The organism is Algoriphagus locisalis, assembly GCF_900116615.1.
In the GTDB taxonomy this organism is placed as follows: Bacteria; Bacteroidota; Bacteroidia; order Cytophagales; family Cyclobacteriaceae; genus Algoriphagus; species Algoriphagus locisalis.
Genome location: NZ_FPBF01000004.1, coordinates 121,509 through 138,129, shown reverse-complemented (window position 1 = coordinate 138,129; position 16,621 = coordinate 121,509). Strand labels below are relative to the sequence as shown.

Below are 16,621 nucleotides of genomic sequence, written 5' to 3'. Positions count from 1 at the left end.
TGATTAATTTAAAGTCGAAGGTAATTCTGTGAGATTTTGGGAAAAAGTGATAGGAATTGCCATTTTGAAAAAATCACGGGCATAGTTAATTAAACCTAATAGAAATTGAATAATCACCTATTTTTTGAATTGAAATGAGAAAAGAGCGGATCACCCAAAACAGGGTCATGCAACTGTTTGCCATGACACTGGGCTATCGGGACTTAGGAAGCCTGGAAGATGAAGAGAATTCACCTATCCGCGAGCAGGATCTCAGATCCTGGTTTGAAAGGCGGGGACTCTATTCTGAGCAGGTGATCAACAAAGCACTTTTCGAATTCCGTAAAGCGATCAATGTAAGTCCTACAGATGATCTTTATCCCATTAACAAACAAGGATACAGTAAGTTACGCTATGGTGTGAAGGTAGCGGAGGAAGTGGGTAGTCCCGTGCAGACGGTTTGGCTGATTGATTGGGCAACTCCTGAAGCCAATGACTTTGCGATAGCTGAGGAAGTCAGCGTCAGGGGAACCAATGCCAAACGGCCGGATATAGTAATTTACGTCAATGGGATTGCCTTGGGAGTTTTAGAACTGAAAAGTGCATCCGTGGGAGTTTCGGAAGGGATTCGGCAAAACCTGGACAACCAGCACCATCGCTTTATCAGGCCTTTTTTTGGTACCATTCAGTTGATCATGGCAGGAAATGACTCCCAGGGATTGTACTACGGTACCACCAAGACTGCGGAGAAGTATTATCTAAAGTGGAAAGAGGAAAACTATACCTATGACCCTGATAAGAATCTGCTTGACCAGCACTTGCTTCAGTTTTGTGAAAAGGGAAGGTTTCTGGAGTTTATCCATGACTTTGTAGTATTTGATGCGGGTACCAAGAAGCTCTGTAGGCCCAATCAGTTTTTTGGGGTACGGGAAGCCCGCAAATACATAGACCGTAGGGAAGGAGGAATTATATGGCATACCCAAGGATCAGGTAAAAGCTTGACCATGGTATGGCTGGCCAAGTGGATCCGTGAACATCAGAATGATGCCCGCCTGCTGATCATCACTGATCGCACTGAATTGGATCAACAGATTGAAACCGTATTTAAAGGGGTGGATGAGCAGATCTACCGTACCAAAAGCGGTAAGGATCTGATTGAAAAATTGAATGAAGCAGAACCTTGGCTGATCTGTTCCCTGATCCATAAGTTTGGAAGAGGGGAAAAGGAGGAAGGAATGGAAGACTTGATCGCAAGCCTGACCACCTCGGATGACTTTATCCCCAAAGGCAATTTATTCATTTTCATAGATGAGTGTCACCGGACCCAGAGTGGTGATTTGCATGATGCGATGAAAGAGTTGCTTCCCGATGCGTTGTTCATCGGATTTACCGGAACTCCCTTATTGAAAAAGGATAAGAAAAAGAGCATAGAGATTTTTGGAAGCTACATCCATACCTACAAGTTTGATGAAGCTGTCGCAGACGGTGTTGTGCTGGATTTGTTGTACGAAGCCCGGGATGTGGATCAGAAAGTCACTGATCAGAAAGGCGTGGATGAATGGTTTGAGATGGTCACCAAGGGAATGAAAGATCTGCCTAAGGCGGAGCTGAAGGTGATGTGGGGAAGTATGCAGAAGATACTCAGTACCAAGGATAGATTGCAGAAGATAGCCATGGATATCGTGAAGGACTTCAAGATGAAACCCAGGCTGCGGGATGGACATGGAAATGCCATTTTGGTGACGGGGAGTATTTATGAAGCATGCAGGTATTACAAGATCTTTCAGGATTTTGATTTTAAGAAATGCGCCATCATTACTTCCTTCGAACCCACAGTATCCAGCATCAAAGGAGAGTCCACGGGTGACGGTAACACAGAGAAACTGGAGCAATTTGAAACATACGTCTCCATGCTTGGCAAGGAGGATAGGGAGAAATTCGAAAAGCGGGTAAAAAAGCAATTTATCGAGGAGCCTGCAAATATGCAGCTGTTGATCGTGGTGGATAAGCTACTGACAGGCTTCGATGCACCTGCATGCACCTATTTGTACATAGACAAGGAAATGCGTGACCATGGTTTGTTTCAGGCAATCTGCCGGGTCAACAGGACTGAGAAAGAAGATAAGGAATTTGGCTACATCGTCGATTACAAGGATTTGTTCAAAAGTCTGGATAGGGCAATAGCAGATTATACCTCAGATGCATTTGATGATTTTGAGGCGGAGGATGTGAAAGGTTTGCTGACAGATCGCTTGCAGAAGTCAAAGGAGCGACTGGATGATGCGCTGGAAACCCTGGATAAATTATGCATTGGCGTAGTACCTCCCAGAGAGATCGAACAGTGGATACGGTTTTTCTGCGGAAATACAGAAGATGATAATGCACTGAAAGAAACGGAAGAGAAGCGGCTTACTTTTTACAAAGCGGTGGTCTCCCTTATCAGGGCTTATAACAATGCTGCTCCGGAAATGCTGGATATAGGATATACTCAGATAGAAGCAGATCGTATCCAGGGCCATGTGATCGACTATACCAAACTTAGGGATTCTATTAAGCATGCCAGTGGAGACTACATAGATTTGAAGCGCTTTGAGCCTGATATGCGGCAGCTCTTGGATATGTACCTGAGTGCAGAGCCCAGTCGGGTGATCTCCGACTTTGGAGATGCTACCTTACTGCAGTTGATCGTAGAGAAAGGAATTCAGGAAGCCACCAATCAACTTCCAAAAGCAATCCGCAAAAGTGAAACTGCTGTTGCCGAAACATTGGAAGCGAATATGCGAAAGGTGATCATTCAGGAAATGCCCGTTAATCCTGCCTATTATGAGAAGATGAGCGTGCTACTTCACGAGTTGATCCAGCAGCGGAAAAGTGCTGCTATCCGCTATGAAGAGTTCCTGAAAAGAATGGCTAAACTTGCAGCGAATATCAATCCGGATTCGATTAAATCAAGCTATCCTGCAAAAATCAATACCCCTGCCAAGCAAGCATTGTATGACAATCTGGAGGCAAATGAAGAGTTGGCCATGGTGATGGATCACGACATTATCTATGGTAAGAAAGTGGACTGGATAGGGGATGTAATCAAAGAGCGTGAGGTAAAAAATATTATCAAGCGGTATGTGTCGGGAAAAGAAAAGGTAGAGCAGATCTTAGATATAGTCAAAAAGCAACGTGAGTACAAGTAAACTGATTATTGCAGATATCCCGGTGGAGTTGGTGAGAAAGGATATAGCAAATCTGCATCTCGCAGTGTATCCACCGGATGGAAGGGTACGCCTTGCTGCTCCCAGGGATGTAAATGAGCAGACACTGGAGCTTTTTGTGATAGCGAAGATTCACTGGATCCGAAAACAGCAGCGAAAGTTTGCAGCTCAAAACAGACAATCTCCCAGACAATACATCAACCGGGAAACGCATTATTTCTTAGGAAAGAAATACCTGCTTAGGGTTCATGAAGATAATCCCAAATACAGAGCGGCCACACTGGTGATTAAGACCAAGACCTATATGGAGCTATACGTTCGCAGAGGAGCATCTGTCTATACCAAAGGTGAAGTGGTGAAAGCATGGTATAGAACCGAACTGAAAAAGGTCTTAGCCGAGCTCGTACCCAAGTGGGAGAAGCTATTGGATGTAAAATCCAATGAAGTAACCGTAAAAAGCATGCGGACGAAGTGGGGATCCTGCAATCCTGATTCCGGCAATATTCTGATCAATCTGGAGATGGCAAAAAAGCCATTGGATTGCATAGAGTATGTAGTCGCCCATGAGCTCGTTCACTTGATTGAGCGCACCCATAACCAAAACTTCAGAGCTCACTTAGATAAGTATATCCCGAACTGGAAACAAATCCGAGAGGAACTGAATCGGCTTCCAGTGGGGGAGATTTGAGAGTTTTGAAAAAAAAACTGGCTGACTGATAACTACGATTAGCCAGTCCTTTCTTTTAGGTGGTGTGACACTCATTACTGCAATGGTAGCATCCATTGCTTTTGCTATAGATTTTTTTTGCTTCGGCGACTGCTGTTCTGCATATTGGATGCCATCCAAGATCCCGGTAATTACTTGGGAAATAGTTGCATCCTGTTTGATGAACTTCATGGTCGCCATTGGCTTGGGCGACATTGTTTACTACAAAATTTGGCATTTTATTTTGGTGTTAGTGAAGTATAAACTTAGGGTAAATTGCTTAAAGTGTGTGGTTTACGTGATGTGGTTTGATTCATTTTGACATTAATTGGCAGAGAAGTCACCTTTTTACGTCAATAGTATCGTCTTAGAGTAGAGATGAAAGAATTTTAGCTAGGTGGATTTACAAATCCCACCAAGTCAGAACGAGCATTTTGACTACACCTAGAGGAGTTAATCCAATCACCCCACAACAGATCATGAACCTCACCTTCTATTTTTGTCTGAAAAAGGATGCCGTGGAATTCAGATAATTTTGCTGATCGACCAAAAAATGCCGCATTTACTTCACATTTCCTCCTATTTCTCCAAAAAATACCCTGTACAGGGTATGTGCTGGTATCATTTTATTCCTTTTCTTGCGTATAGCCTTTTAGTTATTGAAAACGACCAACCAACTTCCTATACTTTAGCCCATCTGGAGCAGAGCCATGCTCCCTCTCTCTTCAGGAGAGGGGCGGGGTGAGGTAAAACACCCATCCGGGCTTAAATCCGGAAACCATCAAATACCTTTGGTACTGATATCCTGATGATAACAGAGACAATCGCCTCCTCTTTAAGGAGGAGGAAGGGAGGAGGATGGGAGGAGGTAGTAAAAGCCAATTGCAAATTGGCAAGAATATCAGGGTGGAATTACAAATCCCACCTAGTCGACACGAGCGATTTGACTACGCTGAGCGGGGGATAATCCGCCAGTGCCGATCCAGCTCTCGATAATGAAAAATTCGCATCTTATGCTTCACAGTATAAGTTGACTAAGATTTTCGAACAAGTGCCAAAGATGTTTTCATTGCGGCACGAATTTTAAATCAATTCAAATTATTACATCTATTTTAAAGGATGTTGTTAAAAATTTAAAGACGACATGATTGAAGTTTTTATTTTAATTAATAGTTAGGGATTGTCCAGACAAATAGCGAATTTAGCAATATTGCCCCATCATATATGAATACTTTTAAATATATGGTTTCATCACGTTGGTTGGGTTACTGTAATATTTTATAAAAACCCATAATCGTGGAAATATGCTTCAGAAATTTCAGGATGAGATTCTAAACCTTACAGAGACTGATCATTTAGATAAACTTAAAAAGGCCGCAGCCGAAATTGAGAAAAAGCTAGCAAGAGATAAGCGTAAGATTGTACCTTTTCTACTGGCAGGCATGGATCCGCAAGTTCCAATTGATAATCCAGAGATAACCGAAGCGAAGGAAATTATAGCAAAAAAATGGACTACATTTTCGGGTGTAGCAAAAGATTCTCCGGTTACCTACATCAGGGCTGCAATAATCCATGCAATTGACTCATTAGCAAGTGATCAAGAAATAGCCAATCTTTGTGTTTTGGCTTCGAAGAACATCATCTCGCATCTTAAGTTGACTTCTGGAGACGAAAAAGTAGTTGGGGGTTTTATTCAGAAATTGTCAGATCAGGTCAATGGTCTTGCCAATATGAATTTTGCTGCGAACTATGTAGGCCATCAGTTGCCTCCATCAGCTGTGGTCGCACCGTTAAAGCGCTTTAAAATTGAAGAAAAACCGCTAGGAAAGTCTCTTGAGGCTGCTTCTGGTCCAAAAGATTCGGCTGGGACTGCTATTCCAAACGCGAACCCGAAAACTCCAGATGAAGAAGGATGGTCGCAAGGATTTGCACCCAAAGCAGCAAAGGCTATTGGCGATGCCGTAAACAAATTAATTGAAGCTCAGGTGGGGGATTTTGAGCAGACTATCCAAGGCTTGAAACAGACTTCTAATCCTTTTATAAATATTGATGTAATTCAGCTAAAGACCGAATTATTATGGTGGAAATTTGCTGGATATTCAACGTCGTTCGAAAAAAGATATAGAGAGATGCCAAAAGGGATTTTAGAATTTGCTTTGGCATTAGATTATGGCAGCAATATTCCTTCGATTTTCCCAATAGCGGTGAGATATTTCCTCTTAGATACACATCGCGAATTATGCTCCAATCCTGAGGATCAAATAAGTGTTTTAGATTTTGCCAAGCTTTTGGTATCTTATAAGTCAGATATTTCTGATAAAATTGGAGATTGTGAAGAATCTCCGGGACGTACAACTTTTTATGATTTCATTAGGCGGGTAGTGAATGGATCATTAAGCCTTGATGATTTTGAATCAATAGTAGGAATGTCGAGTAATGATACAATGAGCTATGGCGATCTTTGTGTTTGGCTTTTTGAAGACATGCAATGTGAATTGATCATTAATAAATAATAGCCATGGCGAACTGTACCAACGAGGAATGCGCAGCTCCGGACGCCCCATGCCATGAAAATTACGGCGAACTAAAGAAATGTCCACATTGGAAAGCGGTTGGAGAGAAAATTAAAGCAATTGCTGACACCAAGGCGACTAAAACAGGGAAGAAGGGCGTTGTCGATTGGGGCGGAAGTTCTTTGACAACTGATGATCTCGGTCAGATCACGATACGAAATTCTCCTTTTTCAGTAGGTATTGTTGGAAAAGCTAACTCTGGAAAAACAACTTTCCTTGCAATGCTCTTTACATTACTTCAAAAAGGTAAAAAGTTTAAGGATTACAATTTTGCTGGCTCAAGGACTTTATTGGGGTGGGATTTATTGTATCATCACTTTAAAGTCCACCAAGGAAATATACAATTTCCAGATCCAACTCCAACAGAACTATTAAGACTTTACCATTTATCACTTAAGGATACTAGGAACCATCTCCACGATTTACTGATCTATGAGGCATCTGGAGAAACATTTTATCACTGGTCAAAAAATTTTGATGATGAAAATGCCAAAAATGCTAGGCTAATCTATAAACGAGCGAATGCATTTGCATTGTTTATAGATTGTGATGACCTCGTTCATCGAAAGGGCTTAGCGAAGGCCGAAATCATTGCTATCGCTGAAATGCTTAGGCACGACCTACGGAATAGACCATTGATCGTCGTATGGTCTAAAGCAGACAGGAAAAGTGAAATCCATACAAATATTGTTTCTTCATTGTCAGGTGAATTGGAGACAATGTTTCCAGGCATGGAAGAAATACAAATAAGTAATTTGTCTTCAAGTGACCCCGATGATTTGGTTCACAAAAATAATATTTATGTAGTCGATTGGCTGCTGGAAAAATTAAATTCTCCCGCAGGATTCCAAATTAAGGATCTAAATCCTACGCAAAATGATATTTTCTTAAATTTTAGGTACCATGACTAATAGATCGATTCTCTTGATAGGGAAGCCAGGTTCCTCAAAAACTGTTTACCTTGCCCAATTCTATCTTAGACTTCAGAAAAGAAAAAGCAAACTTGCACTTGCAGATGTTGTAAAAAATATAACGGTTTTATCTCCTGCATTGGAAGCTCTTGCTAACGGCCAGACTCCAGAACCGACCAATACGGAGGCTAATAAAAAATTTTTGTTACCTGTAAAAAAAAGAGAAGAGAGGTTCGATTTGCTATGCCCAGAATATGGAGGCGAACAGGTTAACACAATTATTCGTACGCGCTCGCTTGACAAAGAATGGTTAGATGCAGTTAAAAATTGCGATAACTGGCTAATGTTTATCCGCCTTAATGGAGTTAGTAAGGCTAAAGATCTTAGCGATCTTACTGTTAGCGAACAAACTAGCTCTCACAGTATAGATCACGAACATCCAGAATATGAAGTCTCGGATCAAGTTTCCTTTATCGAATTGCTTCAGATTCTTCTATTCCATCGCCAACATAATTATCACGATTCACAGAAGAAAATCAGATTAACAATAGCTTTAACATGCTGGGATGAACTCGAAACCAAAGATATACCGGTTGAACATCTTAAAAAGCACATGCCTTTATTCACAGAATTTGTCGAATCAAACTGGTCGTCCGCAATGTGGTCTGTTTTCGGACTGGCCGCTTTAGAATGTTCTCTTAAAGAGTTAAAAGACCAGGAGGGGTTTCAGATAAACGGACCAGAGAGTTACGGATTTATCATCAATCCCGACGGGACGGATTCTAAAGATATTACAGAATTAATTTCCGAAGCAGTTTAGTGTCGCCAAATAAGTCTTACCGTGAGAATTACAATTCATCAAGCAATATGTGGCGAGAAAAATAAGTCTTGGGATTTATTAAAAACAACTCTTGAAGATTCAAACCAGAGTAAAAACATTGCTTTAAAAACCGACATCCAAGATACAGCCGGTGGCCAAAAATGGTTACCGACAATTCGTGGCTTCGGTTACGGTGAGTATTTTTTAGTGATGAGATCTTTTTTAGATGTAGGGGATGTACGACCTGGCCGAGCCTTTTCCCATGTTTTGATTCTGGCGTTTAAGGACATGCTTAAAATTTCTAATCTATTAGGTTTATTCGACCTTATCCCAAACCAAATTTCCAAAGATGCTGATTTGCAACCGATAGTTTTGGATGAATCGTTTTTGCTTGCAGAGATTGACAGTGAATCCTATACCGAGCCGTTCAGAAATAGATTTAGCAAGCTAATCTATGGATATATCCAGCTTTTAGAATACAAAAACACCTTGTTATGGGTAGGTGATACAGATTACGAGTTAGCTGTTGCTGAACTTTGGAAACGCCTTACTGATGAGGAGCGTTCAAAATTTGAATTTGGTATCTATTTCAATCCAGTAGCGATACCAAAGAACAAACTGAATCTTATTACAATCGCATCAAAAAACACATCCAGGTTTTTAAACAGTGGCTTTTTACTCGTAGATGTAGGTGATAAAATCGAACTCACAGGGATAGCGGAACGACTTCTGATGGGTGAGAAAAACCTTAATGCTGGAGTTGAAGAATTTGCCAAAGCAATTGGAGTTAGGGATTTCGAGCGACAAGACTGGAATACAATGAGCATTGGGTTAAAGACATTTGAAAATTTTCAGAATGTGTTTGATTTTAAGAAACTGAAAACTTTCGCTCACATTGTTTCTAAATTTTCTCCATCCCCAAAAAATGGAGCCTCTTTTAAGAGGCAAATAGTTGATCGGCTGGCCTTGGTGCTCAAGGATGCGCCAGCTGATGAAGTTGCTTTATTTAACCAAATTGACACTAAGCCATTTTCAAGCGCCAAAGCAAGCTGGAAGGAAAGTTTCAGCACCTGGCTGGAGGTGAATATTTTTATCACTGGCAAAGTGTCAAATGAAAATATAAGAATACTTTCAGCTTTGGAAAAACCAAACGCAAAAGGTTGGTGGCATGAAACACTCCAAAATAAGGTGGAAGGTTTTTTTTCATTAGATGATTTTGATGCTTCAATAGTTTATGACTGGATTGAAGCAGAGCCTAAAATTTTTACTTTGATTAAGCAATTTATAAAAAAGGAAAATGAATCAGCATTTGGAAATGTATTGCATAACAAACTAAAGCCTAGCACTATCCAGCTATTGAAAACCTATGCGAAAGAAAACAATTGGTATGTTTTATATGCAAAAATTCTATTGTTAGAATTTTCTGTGTCCGAAGCTTTAGTGGAACAGTTAAAGATCGATAAAAATACGTCTTCGCTTAAAGGAATTACAGAAATATTGAAAGATTGCTCAGGAAAAGAGATTGTTCGATTGGCATTATTAAACAAGGACACTAGGTTGCTAAGTTTAGCAGCAACTCATTGCAAAAGCGATCCAGCTATTCTTAATTCAATCGACCTGGCCCTGCCATTTTCTCAACAAGTATGGATGGAGGCTATTTGGCTAGGCAATGGGTTGGATACCGGATTTCTTAAATTTAAAGCGGTTACGCATAAATTATTTGATATGTTAATTACTGGAAATGCAGTACTACCAGATATCATTGAGAAGATCGGTAATTCGAAATACGCAAACATAAGTTCCTATAAAAATCGGGCGCAGTTATGGGATAAGCTTCCTTCGGCATCTCGTACACGTTTTTTAAAATCAACTTCCGCGGCATTGTTGGAAGAACTCAGCAAAGGTAAGACCGTGAGCTTACCTGAAGATCCTGTGCTTTCAAAGTATATTTTTGAAAACGCTATAAATGACTTCTTCTATTTCAATAGCAAGAACCTAAAATCGATCATACCTATCTTAAGAAAATATAGGAATATTCCCAATGATTATTTGGATACCTATTTGCGAAACTTTCGTGAACGAATAGATGGTGCCGAGGCGAAGTCACTAGGTAAGCTTGTTAATGAAAGAAATGCTTTCAATTCAGCATCCATAATATATCACCTATCAGAGAAAAATAATTCCTGGAGCATTGCACTAAAAGAGTGCTACTCACTTTTATCATTTGGAGATAAGGCAAAAATTTTCTTGTTAAATTTGATTCCGAACGTAAAAATTTCAACAAATCAATGGTGGGATAATGCACATGATATTATAAGCAACTATTATTCTAACCCCGTCTCTTTGGTAAGGATATGGACACGAGCAGGTGGCCATGAAAGCGACCTTGTATTAACTGTTTCGGCAAAAGAAACATGGGAAAAAGCACTTGCTCAACTTAAAAGGGGCGAGTTTAAATCCATTACAATGAATAGCCTGCTGAAAGAGATCAACAAGGAATATGGGGAAGTCGATGGGTTTAAATTGCTCTTCAATATTAGAAAGAGCCATATTTAAATAAATTAATTCAAGACAGTAGACTAACCATGATTTGGACTAAAAGGGAAACTCAGCTAAACGATGTGCTTGCAACTCTAGTTTACCGACAGGAAGGTATCGCAATGATTGCTCAACAATCTGGGATTTCTCCATCAAAGATCAATTTTTCTGGTAACGCTGATGAAATTTGGCACGACACAATCATCCAAGCCTTAAGGCGAGGTAAGCTGACTGATCTTATTGAAGCAGCTCTCAGGCAGTTTCCTGATGACCCATACCTACTGGCAGCAAAACTAAATGCGGATGTAGATTATACCACTCAGCCCGACCTAAACGATAAAAATGGCTGGAAGGAATTTGATGAAGCCAATTTAGAGGTTCTGACAACTGGAAAAAGCACGCTTCTACCTATAAGTTTTCTCGAGACGGGTATAAGAAGAAGTTCAGCCGTAGCTAAAGTAGAAATAACAACCAGAGATTTCGTGTCCTCTGGCACAGGGTTTTTGTTCCAAGTTCAGGAAATAGATGGAACTTTTTTTATGACAAACCATCATGTTATTTCGGATAAAAACGAGATAAAAAACACTAAGGTTATTTTCAATTTTGAACTGGATGAAAACGGAAATACAAAGGCATCAGAGTCGTTCAGCGTTGATGTAGAAGGCGTTTGGTTCACATCTCCAACCAATGAACTGGATGTGACAGTTTTCCAATTGGATAAATCTGCCAGGATAGAAAAATACGGATATTTAGATTTGATCCCTGTTGATATTCCAGAATTTGAATTTGTTAATATTATCCAACATCCTGGAGGTATGTGGAAACAGATTTCTCTTTACCATAATGTCGTAACAACTTCTACCGATCGGGTTGTTCAATACCTTACCGATACGCTTAAGGGATCTTCTGGTGCACCTGTATTCAATTCTTCTTGGGAGGTTGTAGCCATTCATCACAGTGGAGGCAACAAGAAAGGAAATGAAAATCTACTTCCAGTAGGGTTTAAATCTAGGAATGAAGGAATTAGAATCAATAAGATAATAGAATTTTTCAAGGCTCAATTTCCTTACTATGGATAACATTAACCTTTTTGAGGGGTATAATTCAGCGTTTTTATCTACCGAGGCAGCCCAAAATATAGTTCATCTACCAATCGTTGGAAATGATGATCAAGAAGATATTTTGAAAAACACTAATACGCAAACAGGAATTTTTCATTATTTGAACTATTCTGTTCAGATTTCAACTTCAAGAAAGTTAGCTTTTTTTTCAGCCTGCAATATTGATGGAAGTTTATTTAAAAAAGTGCCGAGGAGAGATTCTTGGAAGAAAGATTCACGTGTTGGAGAATTTCAACTAGGTAGGGAACTATACTCGGCTCCAAAGGGATATTTTGATCGAGGACACCTTACAAAGAGAGAAGATGTTCAGTGGGGAGAAAGTTCGGCAATAGCATATAATGCTGCAAATTCCACGTTTTATTTTCCGAATGCTGTCCCTCAGCACAAAGATTTGAATAGAGATGTTTGGAGAAGTTTGGAAGATTATATTTTGCATAAGGAAACTGCGAAAAAGGGTTTGAAAATCAACGTTTTCACAGGGCCGGTTTTGATGAAAAGCGATCCCTTTTTTGTTACCCAGGTAAAAAACGTGGATATCCAGATCCCGCTTTATTTTTGGAAGGTTGTTGTTTTCCTGAAAGATGATGGGAAGCTCTATCGCGCTGGTTTTTTAATGTGCCAAAAGAAATTGCTTGTAGAAGATGGCACTGTTGAAGAGCTTGAGCATTTTACTGAGGAAGATAGGTTATTTCAGGCGTTTTCAAAGGCGGCAACCTATCAGGTGAATATTTCGCTAATAGAAGAAATCACTGGCATCTCGATCCCGCACGCCGCTGACAGTTATGTTGATAACAGACCAAGAGAATTGGTTCTGCAAGTAGTTGATATCGATCCCGATCTGGAAAGTTTTTCAATTGATCAAGAGATGGGTTACCAAATTGAAAATATTGTACTCTGATAAATTTCAAAAGCAAAAAACTATGCAACTAACAGGTGCATTTAAAGGTGCAAAAATAATTGAAGCCATAGAGAATTATAGGGTTTTGGCTGACAAGAGAGAATTAGTTACAGAAGAAGAACCAGTTGAAACCGAAGAATTTTGTCGAACAGATAGTGAATTCTGGTCTATGGTTTTTTCCCTTGGAGATGAGATTTTTACTAGAACATTTTCATTTGGTTTGGTCGGAGTTTCAAATTGGGTAGCCCGTATCCCCGGTCTATATTGGACACCAGCCGCACACATATTGAGGGAAAATGCCGATAGCAACTTTATTCTCGATAGCAAATTTTTTAATGAACTAAATCCAAACGATAAATCCAAAAAAGTATTGGGAGGGGTTGGATGTATAAAGATACCCCCAGATGAAGTAGGAAATAGAATTATTACAATTAGTACACAGGGCAACACTTCAAGCGGCATACCGGTATTAATTAATGCCGAAATATTTGAAAAGCTAAAATTAGAGCAGGGAGACGAATTGAGTGTTTCTAATGCTAAATGGAGAGGGATGAGTGCTGATTGGGCCAAGCGTTTTGCTACTGTCAAAGAGGTTCCTAGAGGATATTTGGTTGTAGACTCTGACAGCAAAATTGTTAAGTTGGGTAAATCACGGTTTCAAATTTATTATCACCCCTATTCAATTTTGCAATACGAATCTAATGATTCCCTACTTTATGATTTTGTCTTTATGACCGTAATTAATGATCAGGATGAAAGAAATCAGATCGAAGATTTTTTTGAGTACTATAGGACTAAAAACAATCGGTTTGGAACTTATTTAATAAACCCAGATCTGGTAAATCCATGTTTAGATGCTAAATACAGTCATCCGATAGATATGGTTTCACCAAGTGAGCAGGCTAATGTCAACCTAATTTACGAACGGATAAGGGGTATCCAGTTCAATAATGTCACAATCGATGAGCTTTTGGAGATTTTGCCAAAGTATTACAATAGTGCAATTGCTCTGAAAAAATTGGCGGATAATATTGGGATAAGTCCATCGCTGTTAATGGAAGATAGTGGGACAGTCATGGGAAATCAGCTAATCAGTTTATGTATTAAGCGAAACAAGATCGAAGAGCTTATTGATCGGCTTGTTGTAGACTATCCAAGAATTTTTAACCTGAATCTTAAGTGACATGCATGAAATTTAGAAAAATATTCTAAATAGCCGTTATTTCGTAATTAATAAAAAACAGTTACAATAAATCACTAATTTTTTCCAGTGGTTATAAATAATTGAAAGACATTTTGTTAAACATGGGGGTGTAATTTTGTTTGTCATATGCTCATTAGGAAATTCAGTTGTTAAAATTCTTGCATCGGGATAGTGTCGCTGAGAACGGTTAATTATTAAACCACCTCTTTCCCTTCTCAGTAATCATGTACCTCTTGGATATTCCGGACAATACTGACCCCTGTTCCGGTCATATTGACCCCTCTAAAAATGGGTTTGGTACTATAATCTGTTAGGCTGACAATTTTACATTTTTTTTCTGAGACTTTCCCCCTTTAGCTCGATCCTGTAAGATGAGTGGACCAACCTGTCCAGAATAGCATCGGCAATGGTCTCTTCCCCGATGATATCGTACCAACTCGAAACGGGCAGCTGACTGACGATTATCGTTGATTTCTTTCCGTGCCTGTCCTCTATCATTTCCATAAAATCTATTCTCTGCTGTTGTTCCAGGTGTGTCAGTCCAAAGTCGTCGATGATCAGTAAGTCTGTCTTTGCAAGTTTGTCAAAGAACTTCATCACTGTCCCTTCCAGTCTGGCCATTTTGGTTTTGAGCATCAGTTTCTGTGTATTGAAGTAGGCGGCTTTAAATCCCAGGATACATGCCTGGTGGCCCAGCGCAGAAGCCATATAGCTTTTCCCGCACCCTGTTGCCCCGGTAATCAGAACAGCTTCTCCCTTGCTGATGTACTCTCCGGTTGCAAGGGTGGTGAGAAGCACATCATCAAGACCTCTTACTTTGTCCAGCTTGAGCTCCTCTATGGAAGCTTTATACCTGAACGCAGCATTGGTTTCAAGTCTTTTGAATCTTCTGTTGTCCCTTTCAAGCTCTTCGGCCTGCAGCAATAGTTCAAGACCCTCAGTGAGTGAGAGGCTTTGGTTTTTTCTGGTTTCCATGATGGCCGTCCATGTTTTGGACATGCCGTGCAGCTTTAGTCTGGCAAGCTGCGTTTGAATCTGGTTTGTCATAGTTGTTAAAATTTAATTGTCTGTTGGTTACTGTAATATGCTTTTCCCCTTAAGTTCTGGTGTTTAGGCAGGGCTGTATTGTTATTGTGGACAGATTCGTCTTCCATATGGTTTTCGATGATGTTTTTGATGAATCTGTAGGAGAATATCCCGTTTTCCATGGCCGTTTTACAAGCTTTCTCCAAAGCCCCGGTATCGGATTTTTTTGCCAGGGCAAGCAGTCCGTCACAGGACCGGTAGAGTTGCTCGGGATATCTGTTCTGCTCAAAAAGCAGGCATACATACTCATACAGGATCTTTGAGATCTTCGCTGACAGGTTTCTGTAATACTCCGGGCTCCTGTCCCGGTAGTGTTGGTGATGGGAACAGAGGTGTTCTTTGACCGTGGAGTAAGCACCAATCTTGAAGCTTCTGGAATGGATTGCCACTTTTTTACCCTCATGGTATATGAAAACCATGGATCTGGTATAGGCCACTTTTACTTTGCTGCCCATCAGGGTGTGGGGGACGCTGTAGTAGTGTTTGTCCGCAGACAGATAGACGTGGTTGTTTTTGGCGACTGTAAGCACTGAATAGCTCCTGAGCTCAAAACGCTCAGTAGGAAGATCTCCCAATAGGGCCTTTTCATCTGCAAGAAACTTCTCTTCCCGGCAGTATGGCTTCTTCTGCATCCGTGTCTGGTTGTGGGACTTTACCCTCACCCTGATGGCTCCGTTGAGAGAGGCAAGATCAAAGAACTGCATGTTCCTGAGCTTGGCATATACCCGTGAATACAGGATCTTAACCTGGTTTTCCACCAACGCTTTATCCTGTGGCTTTCTTACCCGTGCTGGGAGTACGGCTGTTCCGTAGTGGTTGGCAAAATCCTCAAGGGCTTGGTTGATATCAGGCTCGTACCGGTCGGCTTTAACCACAGCTGACTTCAGGTTGTCGGGAACCAGAAGCTGTGGAACACCGCCCAGGTCTTCCATGCATCTACTGAGCGCATAAAGGAAGTCAGCTGTGCTTTGGGATGGCACAGCCAAGGCAAACGCATAATCCGAGAAGGGTAGGCAGGCAACAAAAAGCTGGCAGGCGATGACTTCTCCTGTCTCCCTGTCCACATAGGAAATGGTCTTTCCCGCAAAATCTATGTAGAGCTTTTCTGCGGGTTTGTGGGCGAGAACCATCGACGGCTTCCCTTTTGCAGCCTGCTGCTGGTCAAGATGGAAACAGAATTGGGAGTAGCTGTATCCGTGCGGGATGGCCTGTCTGTATTCTTCCCAGAGCACTGCTCTGGTCACTCCAGTCTTATCCAGCTCTTTTAGATAGTACCCAAGGTTGGCTTTAAAGTACTCATACCTGGAATCTTTATAAGAAGGGTTGCCGGGATGAAAAAGCGTATATAACTCAGGCTCGTCAAGGCCAAGGAGTGTCTCAACGGTAAGCTTCTCCTGTCCGTTGGCTGTCAGCAGTTTGTCGAGCTTAAAGAGATATGTCTTGACGGTATTCTTACTGATATCCAGCATACGGGCGATTGTCTTGACTCCCGTTCCCTGCCTGTTAAGTATGATCATCTGTTTTATCTGACTCATAGGTTTAGGTTTTCCAGCCATTGGATTATAGTTAGCGGTTATCG

The 16,621-nt window shown here is 40.7% G+C and carries 11 protein-coding genes; 9 read left to right on the top strand and 2 right to left on the bottom strand.

Annotation, left to right across the window (positions count from 1 at the left end):
• Nucleotides 1-134 precede the first annotated feature (134 nt).
• The 9 genes from BM386_RS12805 to BM386_RS12760 all read left to right on the top strand — a co-directional run bounded on the left by BM386_RS12805 (nucleotide 135) and on the right by BM386_RS12760 (nucleotide 13,935).
• Nucleotides 135-3,167 carry a type I restriction endonuclease subunit R gene (locus BM386_RS12805; RefSeq protein ID WP_091694825.1) on the top strand — a complete coding sequence of 1,011 codons (3,033 nt, stop codon included), beginning with the start codon at nucleotides 135-137 and terminating at the stop codon, nucleotides 3,165-3,167.
• Nucleotides 3,154-3,873 carry a M48 family metallopeptidase gene (locus BM386_RS12800; RefSeq protein WP_244545521.1) on the top strand — a complete coding sequence of 240 codons (720 nt, stop codon included), beginning with the start codon at nucleotides 3,154-3,156 and terminating at the stop codon, nucleotides 3,871-3,873. Before BM386_RS12805 ends, BM386_RS12800 begins: the two co-directional genes overlap by 14 nt.
• Nucleotides 3,874-5,195: 1,322 nt before the next feature.
• Complete coding sequence (locus BM386_RS12790; RefSeq protein ID WP_091694819.1) at nucleotides 5,196-6,404, top strand: GTPase-associated system all-helical protein GASH; 1,209 nt, start codon at nucleotides 5,196-5,198, stop codon at nucleotides 6,402-6,404.
• Nucleotides 6,405-6,409: 5 nt separating this feature from the next.
• A complete protein-coding gene (locus tag BM386_RS12785) occupies nucleotides 6,410-7,375 on the top strand; it encodes a TRAFAC clade GTPase domain-containing protein (protein WP_091694817.1) in 966 nt (321 codons plus the stop codon).
• Nucleotides 7,368-8,195 carry a TRAFAC clade GTPase domain-containing protein gene (locus BM386_RS12780; RefSeq protein ID WP_091694814.1) on the top strand — a complete coding sequence of 276 codons (828 nt, stop codon included), beginning with the start codon at nucleotides 7,368-7,370 and terminating at the stop codon, nucleotides 8,193-8,195. Before BM386_RS12785 ends, BM386_RS12780 begins: the two co-directional genes overlap by 8 nt.
• Nucleotides 8,196-8,216: 21 nt before the next feature.
• Nucleotides 8,217-10,751, top strand: coding sequence for a GAP1-N1 domain-containing protein (locus BM386_RS12775; protein WP_091694811.1), 2,535 nt, complete (start codon nucleotides 8,217-8,219; stop codon nucleotides 10,749-10,751).
• Nucleotides 10,752-10,780: 29 nt separating this feature from the next.
• Nucleotides 10,781-11,812 (top strand): trypsin-like peptidase domain-containing protein, encoded by a 1,032-nt coding sequence (locus BM386_RS12770; protein ID WP_091694808.1) that lies wholly within the window; start codon nucleotides 10,781-10,783, stop codon nucleotides 11,810-11,812.
• A complete protein-coding gene (locus BM386_RS12765) occupies nucleotides 11,805-12,752 on the top strand; it encodes a DNA/RNA non-specific endonuclease (protein ID WP_091694805.1) in 948 nt (315 codons plus the stop codon). The genes BM386_RS12770 and BM386_RS12765 overlap by 8 nt, the downstream gene beginning before the upstream one ends.
• Nucleotides 12,753-12,774: 22 nt before the next feature.
• On the top strand, nucleotides 12,775-13,935 hold the full coding sequence (locus tag BM386_RS12760) for a hypothetical protein (RefSeq protein ID WP_139235906.1): 1,161 nt from the start codon (nucleotides 12,775-12,777) through the stop codon (nucleotides 13,933-13,935).
• 345 nt (nucleotides 13,936-14,280) lie between these two features.
• Here BM386_RS12760 and istB read toward each other — a convergent pair whose 3' ends face one another.
• Together istB and istA are read right to left on the bottom strand one after the other, a co-directional pair.
• Entirely contained in the window at nucleotides 14,281-15,003 is a 723-nt protein-coding gene (istB, locus tag BM386_RS12755) for an IS21-like element helper ATPase IstB (protein WP_091694799.1), read from the bottom strand.
• A 5-nt stretch (nucleotides 15,004-15,008) separates the two neighbouring features.
• Complete coding sequence (gene istA, locus BM386_RS12750) at nucleotides 15,009-16,598, bottom strand: IS21 family transposase (protein WP_091694797.1); 1,590 nt, start codon at nucleotides 16,596-16,598, stop codon at nucleotides 15,009-15,011.
• Nucleotides 16,599-16,621: the final 23 nt, after the last annotated feature.

What these genes read in the sequence shown, in the direction of transcription:
- BM386_RS12760 (WP_139235906.1), top strand. Translation starts at nt 12,775, where the DNA reads ATGCAACTAACAGGTGCATTTAAAGGTGCAAAAATAATTGAAGCCATA.
- BM386_RS12805 (WP_091694825.1), top strand. Translation starts at nt 135, where the DNA reads ATGAGAAAAGAGCGGATCACCCAAAACAGGGTCATGCAACTGTTTGCC.
- BM386_RS12790 (WP_091694819.1), top strand. Translation starts at nt 5,196, where the DNA reads ATGCTTCAGAAATTTCAGGATGAGATTCTAAACCTTACAGAGACTGAT.
- BM386_RS12780 (WP_091694814.1), top strand. Translation starts at nt 7,368, where the DNA reads ATGACTAATAGATCGATTCTCTTGATAGGGAAGCCAGGTTCCTCAAAA.
- istA (WP_091694797.1), bottom strand. Translation starts at nt 16,598, where the DNA reads ATGGCTGGAAAACCTAAACCTATGAGTCAGATAAAACAGATGATCATA.
- istB (WP_091694799.1), bottom strand. Translation starts at nt 15,003, where the DNA reads ATGACAAACCAGATTCAAACGCAGCTTGCCAGACTAAAGCTGCACGGC.
- BM386_RS12785 (WP_091694817.1), top strand. Translation starts at nt 6,410, where the DNA reads ATGGCGAACTGTACCAACGAGGAATGCGCAGCTCCGGACGCCCCATGC.
- BM386_RS12770 (WP_091694808.1), top strand. Translation starts at nt 10,781, where the DNA reads ATGATTTGGACTAAAAGGGAAACTCAGCTAAACGATGTGCTTGCAACT.
- BM386_RS12765 (WP_091694805.1), top strand. Translation starts at nt 11,805, where the DNA reads ATGGATAACATTAACCTTTTTGAGGGGTATAATTCAGCGTTTTTATCT.